Annotated in this window: 9 protein-coding genes; 2 read left to right on the top strand and 7 right to left on the bottom strand. The window is 43.4% G+C overall.

Annotation, left to right across the window (positions count from 1 at the left end; genetic code table 11):
- Positions 1-36: 36 nt before the first annotated feature.
- Positions 37-2,532 carry an XrtN system VIT domain-containing protein gene (locus tag AC1DQW_RS05555; protein WP_477453194.1) on the top strand — a complete coding sequence of 832 codons (2,496 nt, stop codon included), beginning with the start codon at positions 37-39 and terminating at the stop codon, positions 2,530-2,532.
- Positions 2,513-3,862: an exosortase N gene (gene xrtN / locus AC1DQW_RS05550; RefSeq protein ID WP_477453193.1), complete on the top strand. Its 1,350-nt coding sequence runs from the start codon at positions 2,513-2,515 to the stop codon at positions 3,860-3,862. The genes AC1DQW_RS05555 and xrtN overlap by 20 nt, the downstream gene beginning before the upstream one ends.
- Before the next feature lie 161 nt (positions 3,863-4,023).
- Here xrtN and AC1DQW_RS05545 read toward each other — a convergent pair whose 3' ends face one another.
- The 7 genes from AC1DQW_RS05545 to AC1DQW_RS05515 form a co-directional block, all read right to left on the bottom strand.
- Positions 4,024-5,568 (bottom strand): carboxylesterase/lipase family protein, encoded by a 1,545-nt coding sequence (locus AC1DQW_RS05545; RefSeq protein WP_477453192.1) that lies wholly within the window; start codon positions 5,566-5,568, stop codon positions 4,024-4,026.
- A gap of 40 nt (positions 5,569-5,608) precedes the next feature.
- On the bottom strand, positions 5,609-7,948 hold the full coding sequence (locus AC1DQW_RS05540) for a glycoside hydrolase family 3 protein (RefSeq protein WP_477453191.1): 2,340 nt from the start codon (positions 7,946-7,948) through the stop codon (positions 5,609-5,611).
- A gap of 153 nt (positions 7,949-8,101) precedes the next feature.
- Entirely contained in the window at positions 8,102-10,486 is a 2,385-nt protein-coding gene (locus AC1DQW_RS05535; RefSeq protein ID WP_477453190.1) for a glycoside hydrolase family 3 C-terminal domain-containing protein, read from the bottom strand.
- Between the two features lie 321 nt (positions 10,487-10,807).
- Positions 10,808-11,548 (bottom strand): tyrosine-protein phosphatase, encoded by a 741-nt coding sequence (locus tag AC1DQW_RS05530; protein WP_477453189.1) that lies wholly within the window; start codon positions 11,546-11,548, stop codon positions 10,808-10,810.
- 2 nt (positions 11,549-11,550) lie between these two features.
- Positions 11,551-12,603 (bottom strand): dTDP-glucose 4,6-dehydratase, encoded by a 1,053-nt coding sequence (gene rfbB / locus AC1DQW_RS05525; RefSeq protein WP_477453188.1) that lies wholly within the window; start codon positions 12,601-12,603, stop codon positions 11,551-11,553.
- A 15-nt stretch (positions 12,604-12,618) separates the two neighbouring features.
- Positions 12,619-13,641 carry a UDP-glucose 4-epimerase GalE gene (gene galE / locus AC1DQW_RS05520; protein ID WP_477453187.1) on the bottom strand — a complete coding sequence of 341 codons (1,023 nt, stop codon included), beginning with the start codon at positions 13,639-13,641 and terminating at the stop codon, positions 12,619-12,621.
- Positions 13,642-13,687: 46 nt separating this feature from the next.
- Positions 13,688-14,671, bottom strand: coding sequence for a UDP-glucuronic acid decarboxylase family protein (locus tag AC1DQW_RS05515; RefSeq protein ID WP_477453186.1), 984 nt, complete (start codon positions 14,669-14,671; stop codon positions 13,688-13,690).
- Positions 14,672-14,869 lie beyond the last annotated feature (198 nt).

Here is a 14,869-nt window from a genome sequence, read left to right as displayed (position 1 = left end):
TGCTTTGAAATACAAAGTTCTTTTAAAAACAAAAAAATGAAATCATTTAAACCAATTTTCCCTGAAGACACGGTAATAAAAGCCGGCCTGGTGTTTATACTTATATCGGCCGCACTGTTTTTTATTACCGACCTCTTCTTGTTTGACTTAAACGATGGCACCGCATTCGGCATCTTTTGCGGCAATTACCTGCTTTCTGTCATCTACTTTTTTTTGGTGATCACCAAAAAGCCGAAACCACTGACTTACTGGGCGCTGCTTTTTATACTATGGTTCATCAGCGCATTTGCCCTAAACCGATGTATGAATGTTTTTGACAATTCGGTACCCTGGCTTTGTGCTGTTATCTGCATTTCATGTATCGCTGTAATGCTTGCTTTATTTATGGAACATTTAAACAACGCGATTAAACATGTGGTGATGTTTTTCCTCGGTACCGCGTTTGTGTTGTTTGTTTATTACAGCGTTTATCTTACCTCCATGTACATTATTGGCCTGCTGGCGGCAATAGCTATTGGGATATCTCTTCATGTTTTTGCCCCGGCTGCTTTAGCTATTACAACTTTTATTATCATTAAGCGCTGCATTGGGCAAAGCCGGGGGTTAAAAGTGGCGCTTGCCGGCGGTGTATTGGTTCCTGTTATTGCATGTTCACTATTTATTTGGCAGTGGAGCAGCATCAACAGGCAGGTGAACCTGACTATTAATCATAATTCTCTATCCGAAGGTAAATTACCTTCCTGGGTAGTTATCAGCCAAAATATTCCTAAAAATGCTATAGCCGAGCGAATTGTAAAAGCGAACCTGGTTTACAAAACCGCCAACCTACAGGATAACTGGTTTTGGGGCGGTATCCGTTCAGCCTCATTTGATGAGCCTTTAAAGCACGATCCGTTAGTGGTGATGGCAAGCCTGCTCTGCGGCCAAACTAACCTGGCGGAGCACGAACGTATTAAAATACTGGAAGCCATGTACGATGCCAGGCATAAGGCCCAGGAAAGGCTATGGAGTGGCGACAAATTAAAAACCGCATCTGTAGTTACAAATGTTAAAATATTCCCCGAATATCGATTGGCTTATACCGAAAAAACCCTGTTTGTAAAAAATGCGGGGACTGATATTATCTGGAACCAGAAGGAAGCGATCTATACTTTTCATATGCCCGAAGGTTCGGTAATTAGCTCTTTATCACTTTGGATAGATGGCAAAGAGGCAAAATCGAGATTAACTACCAAAGCACGGGCAGATTCGGCTTACAAAACAGTGGTTGGGATTGAGATGCATGACCCGTCTGTTATACACTGGCAAGAAGGGAATACGGTAAGTGCAAGAATTTTCCCATGTACCGCTACCGAGAACCGGAAGTTCAGGATAGGGATTACCAGCCCGCTAAGAAAACAAGGCGACCAGCTGATTTACGAAAGTATCTATTTTGATGGACCGCCATCTAATGAGGCAACAGAAACAATCCAGGTAGCCTTTTCAAAAAAACCGGCATTATTTAACCTGCCGGGTTTTGATGAACTAAGTGAGGGCGTTTTTACTGCCGACAGGAAATATGAACCTGATGAGGCGATCTCTTTTATGGCGCCACCGCTTGCCAATGAGCCTTTCACCTTTGCCGGATCGGGTTATAAACTGATGGATTACAAAGTCCGGTATGCCGGCTTCAACCCGGAAGTTGTTTACCTCGACCTAAATAGCTCCTGGACAGGGAATGAATTTGATAAGATCTGGGAAAGCATCAAAACAAAAAAGGTATACTACTATGATGGGGAACTAAAAAAACTCAGCTCCGAAAATAAGGCTGATGTTTTTAAGAGAGCCGTTAAATTAAATTTCAGCCTGTTCCCGGTAAATGAAATCAAGGATCCACAGACATCATTACTGATCACCAAATGCCCCGGGGCCGCCCCAAACTTAAACGATCTGGATGACTCTGAATTTCAGAAAAGATTAACAACTTACCTGTCCGCCGCCAAACCCATTCGACTATTCAATATCGGCACAAACCTTACGCCTTATTTAAAAGCATTAAAGGAGATGCGGGTGTTTACTTCTGAAACGGGGGAACTAAAGCAACTGTTGGTAAACCTCCACAAGAATCAATTCCTGCTTTCGCAGGAAGATGAAAAACATGTGGTATTGGATCAATCGGGACTGATCATTGAGCAAACTACCTATACTGCAAACAGTAAAGCACCCGATCACCTGCTGCGTTTGTTTGCCTATAACGATATCTTGAAAAAGGTTGGGCCGCATTATTTTGATAAAACCTATGTACGGCCAGACATTATTAAAGAGGCCGAACAGGCTTATATCGCTTCGCCGGTATCCAGCCTGATCGTTTTAGAAACCCAGCAGGATTACCAGCGTTTTGGTATCGATGAAAATAAAGATGGTCTTAAAAATGCCTCTATGAAATCATCGGGCGCTGTACCTGAGCCCGGCGAATGGCTGTTGGTGCTGATAGCCATTGCCGTTGTTAACTTTTTAGTATACCGGGCCAAATATGCTAAGCAGGATATTTAAACTTCCGCTTTGCGGTCCCCAATTGAGCAGCAACCGTTTGTTGATAATCGGTTGCCGCCTGGTGTACATCACTCTCGCTGTTAAACTACTTTCCATTTATTTTTTGTGGAACGCAGATATGCTAATGGGATTGGCCATGGCACCTTACATCTGCCGGGTAAAATCTGGTGACTATTCTATGCGGTACCTATTGCCTGCCTTGGTGTTTGGCATAACCGGACTTATTTTCCCGGTTAAAACCACCTTGTTTGTGGCTTTGCTGCTTGCTGCACTGCTGTTTTTCGAGAATTTTAAGGGGAAAATAAGTCCGGTTCTGTTTTTTTTGTTGTTGCTTATATCTCCCATGTTTGCGTATATCAGCAATGCCGTCGGCTTCCCAATCAGGATTTGGCTGAGCGAGACAGTAGCTAATATTTTAACCATGGCCGGTATTACGGCACATGCATCTGGCAATATTATTGAATTTAACCAATCAGTATTTTCGGTAGATCAGGCCTGTGCAGGTTTGCATATGCTGAGTATGTCGCTCATTATTTGCCTGTTTATGATAGCCCATTGCCAGCGGCAAACAGTAAAACAATTAGGTTTTATAAAAATGGTACTGTTACTGACTCTCACCTTTGCCTTAAATATTGTCTGTAACCTTTGCCGTATTATGTTGCTGGTCCTTTTTAAAATACCCGCAGGCAATATGTTTCATGATATTACAGGCATCGTTTGCTTACTGATCTACGTAATATTACCGCTGCTATGGCTATCCGGTTTATATCTTAAACGATCTGCTAAAATTGAAAAGAATCCACGTCATTACCAGATCATTCAGCTGATTCCCGACAAAGTAAGGTATCCGGTAGTTCATTTAATATTTGCGATGATGCTCATCATCATTGCCTTTAATCTGAAAACGATGGACGAGCTGAGTAATCAAAGCGCGGATAGCATAGCGCTCAAAGGCTATAAAAAAGAAATACTTGAAAGTGGCGTGATCAAATTTGAAAACGCTAATGCCTTGGTTTACCTGAAGCCAACCCCTTTTTATGGTCCCGAACACAACCCCATGATCTGCTGGCGGGGCTGCGGCTACAGCTTTACCAGCATTCGCAAACAAACCATCAATGACCTTGAGGTTTATACTGGAGTCCTTACCAAAGGCAAAGATAAGATATACGCTGCCTGGTGGTTTGATAATGGAAGCCTTAAAACCATCAGCCAATTTGAATGGCGATGGGCAGCAGCTAAATACAACAAGCGGTTTTACCTGGTTAATGTAAATGCCACAAGTGAGGCAGGGTTATTAGCCGCCGTTAAGAGCCTACCGGGAATAAAATAATTTCATTCTTAAAAAAAGACTTAAAACGTGGCAGCCCGGTAAAGGCTATTCACCAGGAGGGATAAAAACTATCAAATTTTTTTATGAGAATTTAATGATAATGTATTTTCACCCGCACAAATAAAAAGCTGTCACTATTAGCTACTATTTTGGCAGATAACCTATTTGCCGTTCATTTGGTTAACCATAAAATCCAACGCCGCCTTATCAGGCAAAGATTTTGCAGCGGGCTTTTCGCCCAGTAGCATTACCTGGTTGTCGTGAGTATTGTATGCCGGCCAGTTCGGCAATCCATTACCATTAGGATTGCCCGTTCTGGCGAAGTTTACCCAATACGTTGATATGGTTGTTGCCAACTGCTGATCTACAGGTTCCCAGGGACGGTTCAAAAACTTAAGGTTATCATAAGCATAAGCCACTTCGCCGGTATGAAAGGCTCCATATTTTACAAAATCGGCCGTTGCGGGCAAGCGACGGGTAAAGCGGTACACGTATACTTTTGATTTGCCTTTGGCACTTTGCACATTGGCCCAGGTATAATTTTGTATGCCAAAAATTTGATCGCGGTTAATATTGATCTGCGATCTTTCTGCTTCGGCATCTGTGCCGGCCGGGAAGTGCAGCAAAAAAGCGGGTGCCTTATTGCCATATTGCGCCGCTATTTGTTTTTTATAATCTTCGGCTGTTTTGAGCTTACCTACAAAAGCATCATCTTCATTCCATCCGGTTAGCAAGGGCACATCGTTTTCTTTATTTTCAGCAAAAACCTGGCCTATTGTCGCAGGTAATACATAGCCATCAACTATTGGTCTCCCTTGCGCTTTATTAACCAGTTCGGCCGCCGGTTTGTTTCTCATTTCGGCAATGGAATTTGCCCCTAAAGATTTGGCTGTCTTAACGCCTTCTTCCTCAGCTTTTTGCAGGGAGGTGCCGCCAAACGGACCGGTTATAAAACTGGCGCCGCTTTCGGCAATGGCTTTCTGAAACAAGCCTTTTCCCAAGGGCGATGCAACTAAACAATTCACACTCATAGAGCCGGCAGATTGGCCTGCTATAGTAACATTCCCGGGGTCGCCACCAAAGTTTTTGATGTTTTGCTTTACCCATTTCAGGGCTGCCAGCTGATCCATCAAACCATAATTACCGGAAGCCTTATGGCCCGATTCTTTGGTGAGTTCGGGGTGTGAGTAAAACCCGAAAATACCAACACGGTAATTGATAACCACAAAAACAACGTCTTTCCTGGCCGTTGCTTCTCCATCATAAATAGGCACAGCCGCCCCACCAGATGCAAAACCCCCACCATAGATATAAACCAACACCGGTTTATTGTCTTCGGATGATTTGGCGTTCGTCCAAATATTAAGGTACAGGCAATCTTCGTTAATTGGCTCATAAGGAATCAAAAACTCACGGGTATAAACGCCAAACTCATTGGGCCTGCCCTGCATCGGGCTTGCCGAAAACGCGGTACACAGTTTAACACCTGCCCATGGAGCTACCGGCTGAGGCTCCTTCCAACGCAGATCGCCAATTGGTGGAGCCGCAAAAGGAATTCCCTTAAATATGTGGACGCTTCCATCCGAATTCACACTTCCTGATACCTTACCGGTATTGGTATTAACCACATCGGGCAGATTCGTTTGCGCAAACACAAATGAACAACCAATCAATATCGACAAAAGCAATGCAAAACAATTTTTCATATAGAGAATATCTATTGACGTGTATAATGGGTGTATAAATCTAAGGCTTTTTGCTGCTGTTTTTATATTTTGCGGTACGGGCATCATTAATTATGCCTTTCCAGTTTAGCCCATAACCAAAATCATAAACGTGGCCCTGGTCGTCGGTATAGCATTTCATATCATGCGGCACATCTTCAAACTGCTGCTCCACGGTTTTCATATCGGCAGGCATTTGCAATGGCAGCAATGCCGATGGTTCGGTTTTCCCGGTCAAAATATCCAACGTAGCCTGGCCCTGTACACCAAAATCAACCACAATAGCATTCGCATTTTTTTCAAATTCAGAGAACACCATGGGGTTGGCCATATTTACCGAAACGATAACCGGCTTGCCTTTCATTTTAGCATAGGTATCATTCACCATCCCCAGATCGCTAATATTTATCGCTGTTGACGACTTGCCTTTATAGGTACGGTTAGTAAATTTCTCCAGCGGATCGCCTCCGGCAATACTGGTTGCACGTGCATCAGTAGCTGTATATTCGCTGTATTGCAGGCTGATAGGCGCATAGCCCGTCCCTCCGCTTTTGGCATCCTGGCTGTTGTAGCCGCCACCACTGTTTGGGCTGTTAATGAACACTAAAGCGTAGTCGGCTTCATCGGCATTTTCGGTTACCTTAAAATATTTTTTTACCGTTTCCATATTCACCGGGTATTCCAGCTTTTCAGGTGTTTCCATTCCCAGGAAATTGCGCCCGGCCGGGGTGAATTTTTTTGGTACATACACCGTTTTGCCTTTTTGCAGCGGTAAAATATTAGCCTTGTTCTTCAGCATTACTATCGACTTAAGCTGCGCCTCATAGCCTGCGTTCATAAACCCGGGGCTGCCCACTGTCGTTTTTGAAGTTTCAATATTCAGGTAAGGATTCTCAAACAACCCTGTTCTGAATATATTCCTCAGCAACCGCACAGCCGACTGCTCAAACCTTGCCCGCATAAAAGGCTCGCCATGTTCTTTTACACCCATCTGGTAAGCGGCCACAACGGGGGCAACCTCGTTATTGCCACCAAACTGATCGACCCCGGCCATCAAAACCTTATAATGACGCTGTGCTACGGATAGCCCTTCTACTCCCCATGATTTTCCCGACAGGAAAACATCGACCGCAGTTTCATCACCGGTAACCAGCCAATCGGTGCACACCACACCATCAAATTTGTATTTTTTGCGAAGCAGATCATTGATAATATAGGAGTTGTAATTATTGGCTACATTCTCTTTGTTCTTTAGATCCTGGTTAAATGATATAGTATAATAAGGCATTACTGACGCGGCCATCCCGGTTTTGCCGCTCAGCTTAAAAGCGCCCTCAGTAAAGGGGATTAAATGCTGCTTAAAATTATTGCCGGGGTAAACCGCGTATTTGCCATAGCCATAATGCGCATCGCGGCCACCTTCCCCGGCGCCACCACCCGGCCAGTGTTTTACCATGGCATTTACACTACCATAACCCCAGCCGCCATTAATTTCTTTATCGCCTGTTGAAGTTTGAAAACCATCAATATAACCACGCGCCATATCGGCAGATAGCTGTGGATCCTCACCAAAAGTACCACTTACACGCGTCCAGCGGGGCTCGGTAGCTATATCAACCTGCGGTGATAAGGCCGTAGCAATACCCAATGCCCTGTATTCCAAGGCAGCGATGTGGCCAAAGCTCTCTACTATCTTTGGATCAAACGTAGCGGCAAACCCCAATGATCCGGGCCACATGGAAATTGCACCACCTGCTCCGGCGTTATACTCGGCAGTGGCAACAGTTCCATGGCGAGGATCGGAACTATTATTGTTTGGAATCCCCAGCCCTAAGCCTTCTACAAAGGCCTGTGCTTTATTGTTCCATTGGGCGGCAATCTCTGGGCTTTGTACCGAAGTAATCAGCACGTGCCTTACATTGTCTTTTTCTAAAAACTGTTTTTGCTGATCAGATAAATCGAATGGTTTAGCGCCGCTTTCGGCAAATATCTTCCCGCCATAGGTTCCTTTAAAAGGCCCTGCAGGTGCGGCAGGTATCGGCTGATGCCTGCTATACAGCATCAACCCTGCAATTTGCTCAACGCTCATTTTTGATGCCAGGTCTTTCGCCCGTATATCAACCGGCAGGCGCCAGTCTTCATACTTATCCAGCTTGCCGTTCTTATTCAGATCTTTAAAAGCCAGGCCGTCAACGGTTAATATTTTAACACCCGATGTGGTAGAATAACCCAATTGCTGCCCACCCGTATTGGTTACAAAAACAATATCTCCGGTTGTCTTTTCTGTCCATTTGACTTGAGCTATGGCAGCAATAGCTGGCAGCAGCGATAGCAGCGCAATAAATTTTAATTGATTTGCCATGAAGTTTATACTGGTTGATGTGTATTTATGGTTGCTTTGTACCTATAAATGCCTTTGCAACTTAAGTTGCAAAGGCATTATAATGATAGGGTTTCAGGCTTAATTTAAAGCGTTTTTTCTTTTGCTTCTAATCTCCTGGCTCTTTCCCCGGCTCTATTTTAATTTCATTTCGTTAATAGTAACCTGCGGTGTTAATACTTTGTTTACTTTTTCAACAGTAATATCTTTGGCCAGTTTAAAGGATGCTTTTTCTTCTATCGCCCTTGACGAAGAGCCTACCCTGATCTCGTATTTACCTTCATCGGCAATCCAGGCCTGCCTGTTGGTGTAAAAAGATGCAAGGTCGGCTGCTTTTATAATAAAGGTCATGGTTTGCGATTCTCCTGCTGCCAGTAAACGGGTTTTGGCAAATGCCCTTAACTCCTGCTCGGGTTTATCCAGGTCTTTTTTAGGGGCGCTGATATAAAGCTGTACTACTTCTCTACCTGCAATATCGCCGGTATTTTTAATGGTGATAGTTGCTTTAACGCTTTTCGTAAAATCGGTTGAGCTCAACTTCAGATCACTGAATCTAAATTTGGTGTACGATAAACCGTAGCCAAACTCATATGCCGGTTTAACTTTAGCTGCATCGTAATAACGATAACCCACGTAGATGCCCTCCACGTAAGTAACAGACTCCGGCTTTTCCACTGGTGTACCTGGGAAATTATTTGCCGATGGTACATCCTTATAGTCCATTGGGAAAGTGGTAGCCAGTTTGCCCGATGGATTTACCTTACCACCCAGAATATCCGCAATAGCGTTACCCGCTTCAAGGCCGGGTTGCCATGCCAATAATATTCCATCTACGTCATCGCGCCAGCTGGCAACATCAATAACACCACCTATGTTTAATACAACGATTACTTTTTTTCCTTTTGCATGAAATGCGGCAGCTACATTTTTGATCAGGCCCTTTTCGGCATCATTCAAATAAAAATCGCCGTCCAGTTTCCTGTCTGCACCTTCGCCGGCGTTTCTGCCAATAGTGATCAGGGCTTCATCTGCGCCAGCTGCTTCATCTGCTACTATGCCGCTCACATCCATTTCGGGGATAGGAGCCGGGTGGTCAAAAAAGTTTTTAGGTTTCGGTTGTTTTAACTTCATATCGGCCAGATAAGTGCCATAATTTTTAGATAAGGTTTCCTGCAATTTAAATCCGGCATTGGCCAGGCCCTGCATTAACGATATGGTGTAAGCTTTGTTAACATCGCCGCTGCCTGTGCCTCCAGCAATAATATCATAACTTGTATTACCAAATACTGCTATCCTTTTTGCCGGAAGAAATGGTAGTGCATGATCCTCATTTTTAAGCAAAACCATACCCTGGGCTGCTGCCTCGCGCGATACTTTGGCATGAGCTTCAAGATCAGGAGCATCAGTATATTTATATTTTGTAAACGATGGTGATTTAATAATTACATTCAGCATCCGTTCCACATTCGCATTCAGTTGTTTTATATCGAGCGCGCCGCTCTTAACGGCAGCCACAATAGCTTCTGATTGGCTGGGACTACCTGGCATAATAAGGTCGTTCCCGGCCTTCATTTGCGCTACAGGATCTTGCCCTCCAAACCAATCGGTCATCACAAACCCCTTAAAGCCCCATTCGTTTTTTAAGACAGTGGTAAGAAGATCCCGCCTTTGTGAAGTAAATGTGCCGTTAAGTTTATTGTATGACGACATTACCGTCCAGGGTTGCGATTTTTTTACAGCAATCTCAAAACCTTTCAAATAAAGTTCGCGCATGGCTCTTTCACTCACAATTGTATTGATAGAGTTACGGTTTGTTTCCTGGTTATTAGCCGCGTAATGCTTAATTGAGGTGCCTACGCCATTTGATTGCACGCCTCGTACAATTGCCGCCGTCATGTTACCGGCAACCAGCGGATCTTCTGAATAATATTCAAAATTACGGCCGCCAAGCGGGTTGCGATGAATGTTTAAACCTGGCGCCAATAATATATCCACGCCATATTCGCGCACCTCGTTACCGAAAGCTACTCCCACCTTATTTACAAGTTCGGTATCCCAACTACTGGCCAGCAGTGTTGCAACCGGAAAAGCGGTAGCATAATACGTTTTTGATTTATCGTCGTTGCGAACAGGCTCGATACGTAATCCTGCTGGTCCATCAGATACCGTCATGGAGGGTATTCCCAAACGGTCAATACCGTGTGTCCGGCCGGCGGCACCCGGAACTTTCTCTGGAATATTATACGCATCGGGATCTGATGGGGGCAATTTGAAGCCTCCAATATCTATCGACTCTGGCTTTTTTCCTTTTACCGGCGGCGGCATACCGGGCATTTTAAAGCCCATACCCACAACCAGCTTTGATTTTTCTTCTAACGTCATCGCAGCAACTATCTGCTTAACATTGTTTGCGCTTAGTTGAAGCGGCGGTTTTTTACTTTGAGCCTGTGCCGTGGAGTTAAAACTTCCGGCAGCCCACATTATTACAATAGCAACACTAAAGCTGTAGCTTATTTTCATGATTAAAGGTTAAAAAGTTGTTTTTAATAATTGGTTATAACTTGTTTATTAACAGCAAATAACACCATTGCGTCAACATAACACAATAGTATATATTATCTTTTGAAATTGCAACTGTTTGGAGGAAGGATTTTTGGACGAGATGAAGGACGTTCGGACGAAGGACTGTCAGACAAAGGACTCAAGAATGCCAGAGGTTCAGTTGAGTCGGGGTAGAAAACACCTAAAATAAAAAAGACACCTCTATCGGGTGTCTTTGCTCTTTATTCTTTTTATCCTTTGTCTGACAGTCCTTCGTCTGAACGTCCCTGCTCTTTTATCTTAAAAAAGAAGTGTATTCTTCAGCGGGGTATCAAAAAGAAGTTTTTCGACATAAGTGGTGCGCAGCGCATCTTTTAACGCCAGGGCATGTTTTTCGTGGTGCATATCGCTTGATATGAAATCGATCAGGTTATTATCTACAAGCATCTCAGCCTGCCTCTTTACATCTTTGCCGTAGTAGCCGGTTAACGAAATGGTATTCAATTGCATGCTACATCCCCAGCCCTGTATATTTTTGTATTGTTCAAGATCCATATACGGGTATCTTTCGGGGTGGGCCAAAATTGGTTTATACCCCATATCGTTCATTTTTTGTATTACAGGTATAACGTTGGGCGGTTTATTTATAAAAGAAAACTCGAACAGCGCGTAATTATCGCCCATTGTCATTAATTTTCTATCGTTCACGCGCTCTTCAAACGTTTCATCAAAATAATGCTCTGCAGCAGTTTCAATAAGTATATCTATATTTTCTTTTTTTAATTCCGCTTTTAGTATCTCCAGGGAATCCGCGATGGTTTCTGGTGTGTTCCGGTAAAAATCGATCATAACGTGGGGGGTGGCAATAATCTTTTTTATCCCCAGTTCCATCATCTTACGAATAAGTATAATTGAATCCTGCGGGGTTTTTGCACCGTCATCAATGCCTGGTAAAACATGCGAGTGCATATCAACCATTATTGATTCATAGTTGAAGGTTATTTCCTTACGCTCTTTTTTCTTTTTAAATAACCCAAACATAGTTACCGGTTAGTGTACTGCCCTTTATAATATTGCTGGTAATTTCCTGATGTAACATTTTGTAACCATTCTTCATTGGCAAGGTACCAATCTACGGTTTTTTCCAGCCCTTCTTCAAAAGTTATTGTGGGCACCCAACCCAATTCGTTCTTCAATTTTGACGCATCTATTGCATAACGCAGATCATGACCGGCCCTATCTGTTACATAGGTGATCAGCTTTGCCGATTCACCGGGCCCTCGGTTCAGTTTTTTATCCAATATCGTACACAATAAATTGATCAGGTCTATATTTTTCCACTCGTTATGGCCGCCAATGTTGTAGGTTTCACCTGCTTTAGCCTTATGAAATATAAGATCTATCGCCCTTGCATGATCCTCTACCCAAAGCCAGTCACGAATGTTTTCTCCCTTACCATATACAGGAACGGGCTTGTTTTGTTTGATATTGTTTATCGCCAGCGGAATCAGTTTCTCCGGAAAGTGAAAAGAGCCGTAGTTATTTGAACAATTTGATATCACGGCATTTAGTCCGTATGTATCCTGGTAAGCCCTTACAAAATGATCAGAACTGGCTTTTGATGCCGAGTATGGCGAATGCGGATCGTAAGCGGTTTCCTCGGTAAACATTCCATCTTCTCCTAAAGTACCATAAACCTCATCTGTTGATACATGATAAAAACGGGTTTCATCATAACGTCCTTTCCAGCTTTCACGAGCAACATTCAATAGGTTAACGGTACCTACCACATTTGTCATTACAAACTCAAGCGGGCTAGTTATTGACCTATCCACGTGCGACTCCGCCGCAAGATGTATTACAGCATCCGGCTTTTCGGTGTAAAAAAGATTATTTATAAATTCAAGATCAACAATATCGCCCTTTACAAACCGGTAATTCGGCTCGTTTTCAATGTCTCTTAAGTTTTCGAGGTTACCTGCATAAGTTAATTTATCTAAATTAATAATAGTATAATTTGGATACGTTTTAACAAAGCGGCGCACCACGTGTGAGCCTATAAAACCAGCGCCTCCCGTAATAATGATCTTTTGCATTAGCTGAATATTTGTTTATAATGGGTTTTGAGATATGTATTTTTCCCACTCCCAGGCAGATGACATCATGGTTTCTATATCCAACTCGGTCTTCCAGCCTAACTTTTTGGTTGATTTGGTTACATCGCCCCAAACCTTCTCTACATCGCCAGCACGGCGGGGGCCAATTTCGTAATTTACTTTTACCCCTGTTGCGCGTTCAAAAGCCTTTATAACGCCCAACACGGTATTGCCCTGGCCTGTCCCTAAATTAAACACATCGTAGCCTTTATACTCGTCTTTCTCCAATAACCTAAGTGCTGCCACGTGAGCTTTGGCTAAATCGACAACATGTATATAGTCGCGAATACAGCTGCCATCCGGGGTATCGTAATCATTGCCAAAAACAGTAATTTTCTCGCGTTTGCCTATGGCCGTTTGGGTAATAAATGGCACCAGGTTTTGGGGCACACCAATTGGCAGTTCGCCTATAAGTGCAGTTTCATGGGCGCCAACAGGGTTAAAATATCTTAATGACACCACCTTATAGCTGCTTGTGCCTGATGCTATCATATCTTTCAATATCTCCTCGGCTATTTGTTTTGTGTTGCCGTAAGGCGATTGGGCCGGTTGCACGGGAGCCTCTTCTGTAACCGGTAATTGTGCCGGCTGCCCATAAACGGTACAGCTTGATGAAAACACAAAATTTAATGGTTTGCCATAATAGGCTTCCAATAAATTAATGAGCGAATAAAAATTATTGCGGTAGTATTTAAGCGGTTTTTGTACCGATTCGCCTACTGCCTTAAAAGCTGCAAAATGAATGATCCCTGCAACATCTGGTTCGGCAATGGCCAGGGCTTTTACGCCGGCTTCATCACAAAGGTCGAGTTTATGAAAAACAGGCTTGTAGCCGATGATCTTGGCCAGTTGTTCTAAAATTTTGGGGTCCGAGTTTGAAAGGTCGTCAACAATAACAGGTTCGTAGCCTGCATTTACCAATTCAACAACAGTATGGGAACCAATAAAACCAAGGCCTCCGGTTACTAATATTTTCATTTTTTTATAGATGTTTTAAGCTATTGCCTTTAAATAAATTGTGTTGCTATTTGTTATAGTATGTAAAATCCTTGTGGTTTATCTCCGTTTCGGGTAACGATTTAAAGTAATCAAGGGTGATCTTTAAGCCCTCGCTCCGCGAAACTTTTGGCTCCCAGCCTAATATTGCCCTGGCCTTGGTAATATCCGGCCGCCGCTGTTTGGGATCATCGGTTGGTAATGGCAGGCTAATCAGTTTCTGATCTGTACCCGTTAGCTTGATGATCTCCTCCCCAAACTGCCGGATGGTTATTTCATCCGGGTTACCTATGTTCATCGGCTGGGCRTAGTCGCTATGYAGCARCCGGTAAATTCCTTCAACCAAATCATCTACATAACAAAACGAGCGGGTTTGTGAGCCATCGCCAAACATCGTCAAKGATTCGCCCCGTAATGCCTGCCCRATAAAGGCCGGTAATACACGCCCGTCATTCAGTCGCATTCGYGGACCATAGGTGTTGAATATACGGATGATGCGTGTCTCTAACCCGTGGAAGGTATGATAGGCCATCGTTATCGCYTCCTGGAAACGTTTGGCTTCRTCATATACSCCCCTTGGACCAACMGGGTTTACATTACCCCAGTATTCCTCGGGCTGCGGATTAACATTCGGATCGCCRTATACTTCGGATGTGGAAGCKATCAGCATCCTKGCTCCTTTTGAGCGRGCCAAACCCAGCAGGTTGTGGGTACCYAATGASCCWACCTTTAACGTTTGGATRGGAATCTTTAAATAATCAATAGGGCTTGCCGGTGAAGCAAAGTGAAGAATATAATGCAGTTCGCCCGGAACAAACACAAATKTGGAWACATCATGGTTATAAAACTCAAAATTCTCCAGTTTAAACAGGTGCGATATATTCCKCARATCCCCGGTAATCAGGTTATCCATGCCTATTACATGATAATCYTCCTTKATAAACCTGTCGCATAAATGCGACCCTAAAAAGCCTGCGGCTCCTGTGATTAATATTCGTTTCCGGTTTGTCATTAACTTATTTCTTTGTGTACGATGCTGTTATAATAAAAACTCCATAATTTTTTCTCCCGTCAAAGTCATGAAAATTACGCCCGTCAAATATAACAGGTGCATTTAACTTTTCTTTCATAAAATCAAAATCAGGGGTACGCGATATCGGTACAAGACCCGGCTCACGAATGGAAATTAATAAATATTTTGTTACTACTT

The sequence above is a fragment of the Mucilaginibacter sp. P5_A4 genome, assembly GCF_056400605.1.
Note: the sequence above shows the minus strand (reverse complement) of the source record. Positions and strands in the feature narration are given on the sequence as shown.

Bases quoted from the DNA above. Each gene is read 5' to 3' on its own strand.
- AC1DQW_RS05555 (WP_477453194.1), top strand. From the start codon at position 37: ATGAAATCATTTAAACCAATTTTCCCTGAAGACACGGTAATAAAAGCC.
- xrtN (WP_477453193.1), top strand. From the start codon at position 2,513: ATGCTAAGCAGGATATTTAAACTTCCGCTTTGCGGTCCCCAATTGAGC.
- AC1DQW_RS05545 (WP_477453192.1), bottom strand. From the start codon at position 5,568: ATGAAAAATTGTTTTGCATTGCTTTTGTCGATATTGATTGGTTGTTCA.
- AC1DQW_RS05540 (WP_477453191.1), bottom strand. From the start codon at position 7,948: ATGGCAAATCAATTAAAATTTATTGCGCTGCTATCGCTGCTGCCAGCT.
- AC1DQW_RS05535 (WP_477453190.1), bottom strand. From the start codon at position 10,486: ATGAAAATAAGCTACAGCTTTAGTGTTGCTATTGTAATAATGTGGGCT.
- AC1DQW_RS05530 (WP_477453189.1), bottom strand. From the start codon at position 11,548: ATGTTTGGGTTATTTAAAAAGAAAAAAGAGCGTAAGGAAATAACCTTC.
- rfbB (WP_477453188.1), bottom strand. From the start codon at position 12,603: ATGCAAAAGATCATTATTACGGGAGGCGCTGGTTTTATAGGCTCACAC.
- galE (WP_477453187.1), bottom strand. From the start codon at position 13,641: ATGAAAATATTAGTAACCGGAGGCCTTGGTTTTATTGGTTCCCATACT.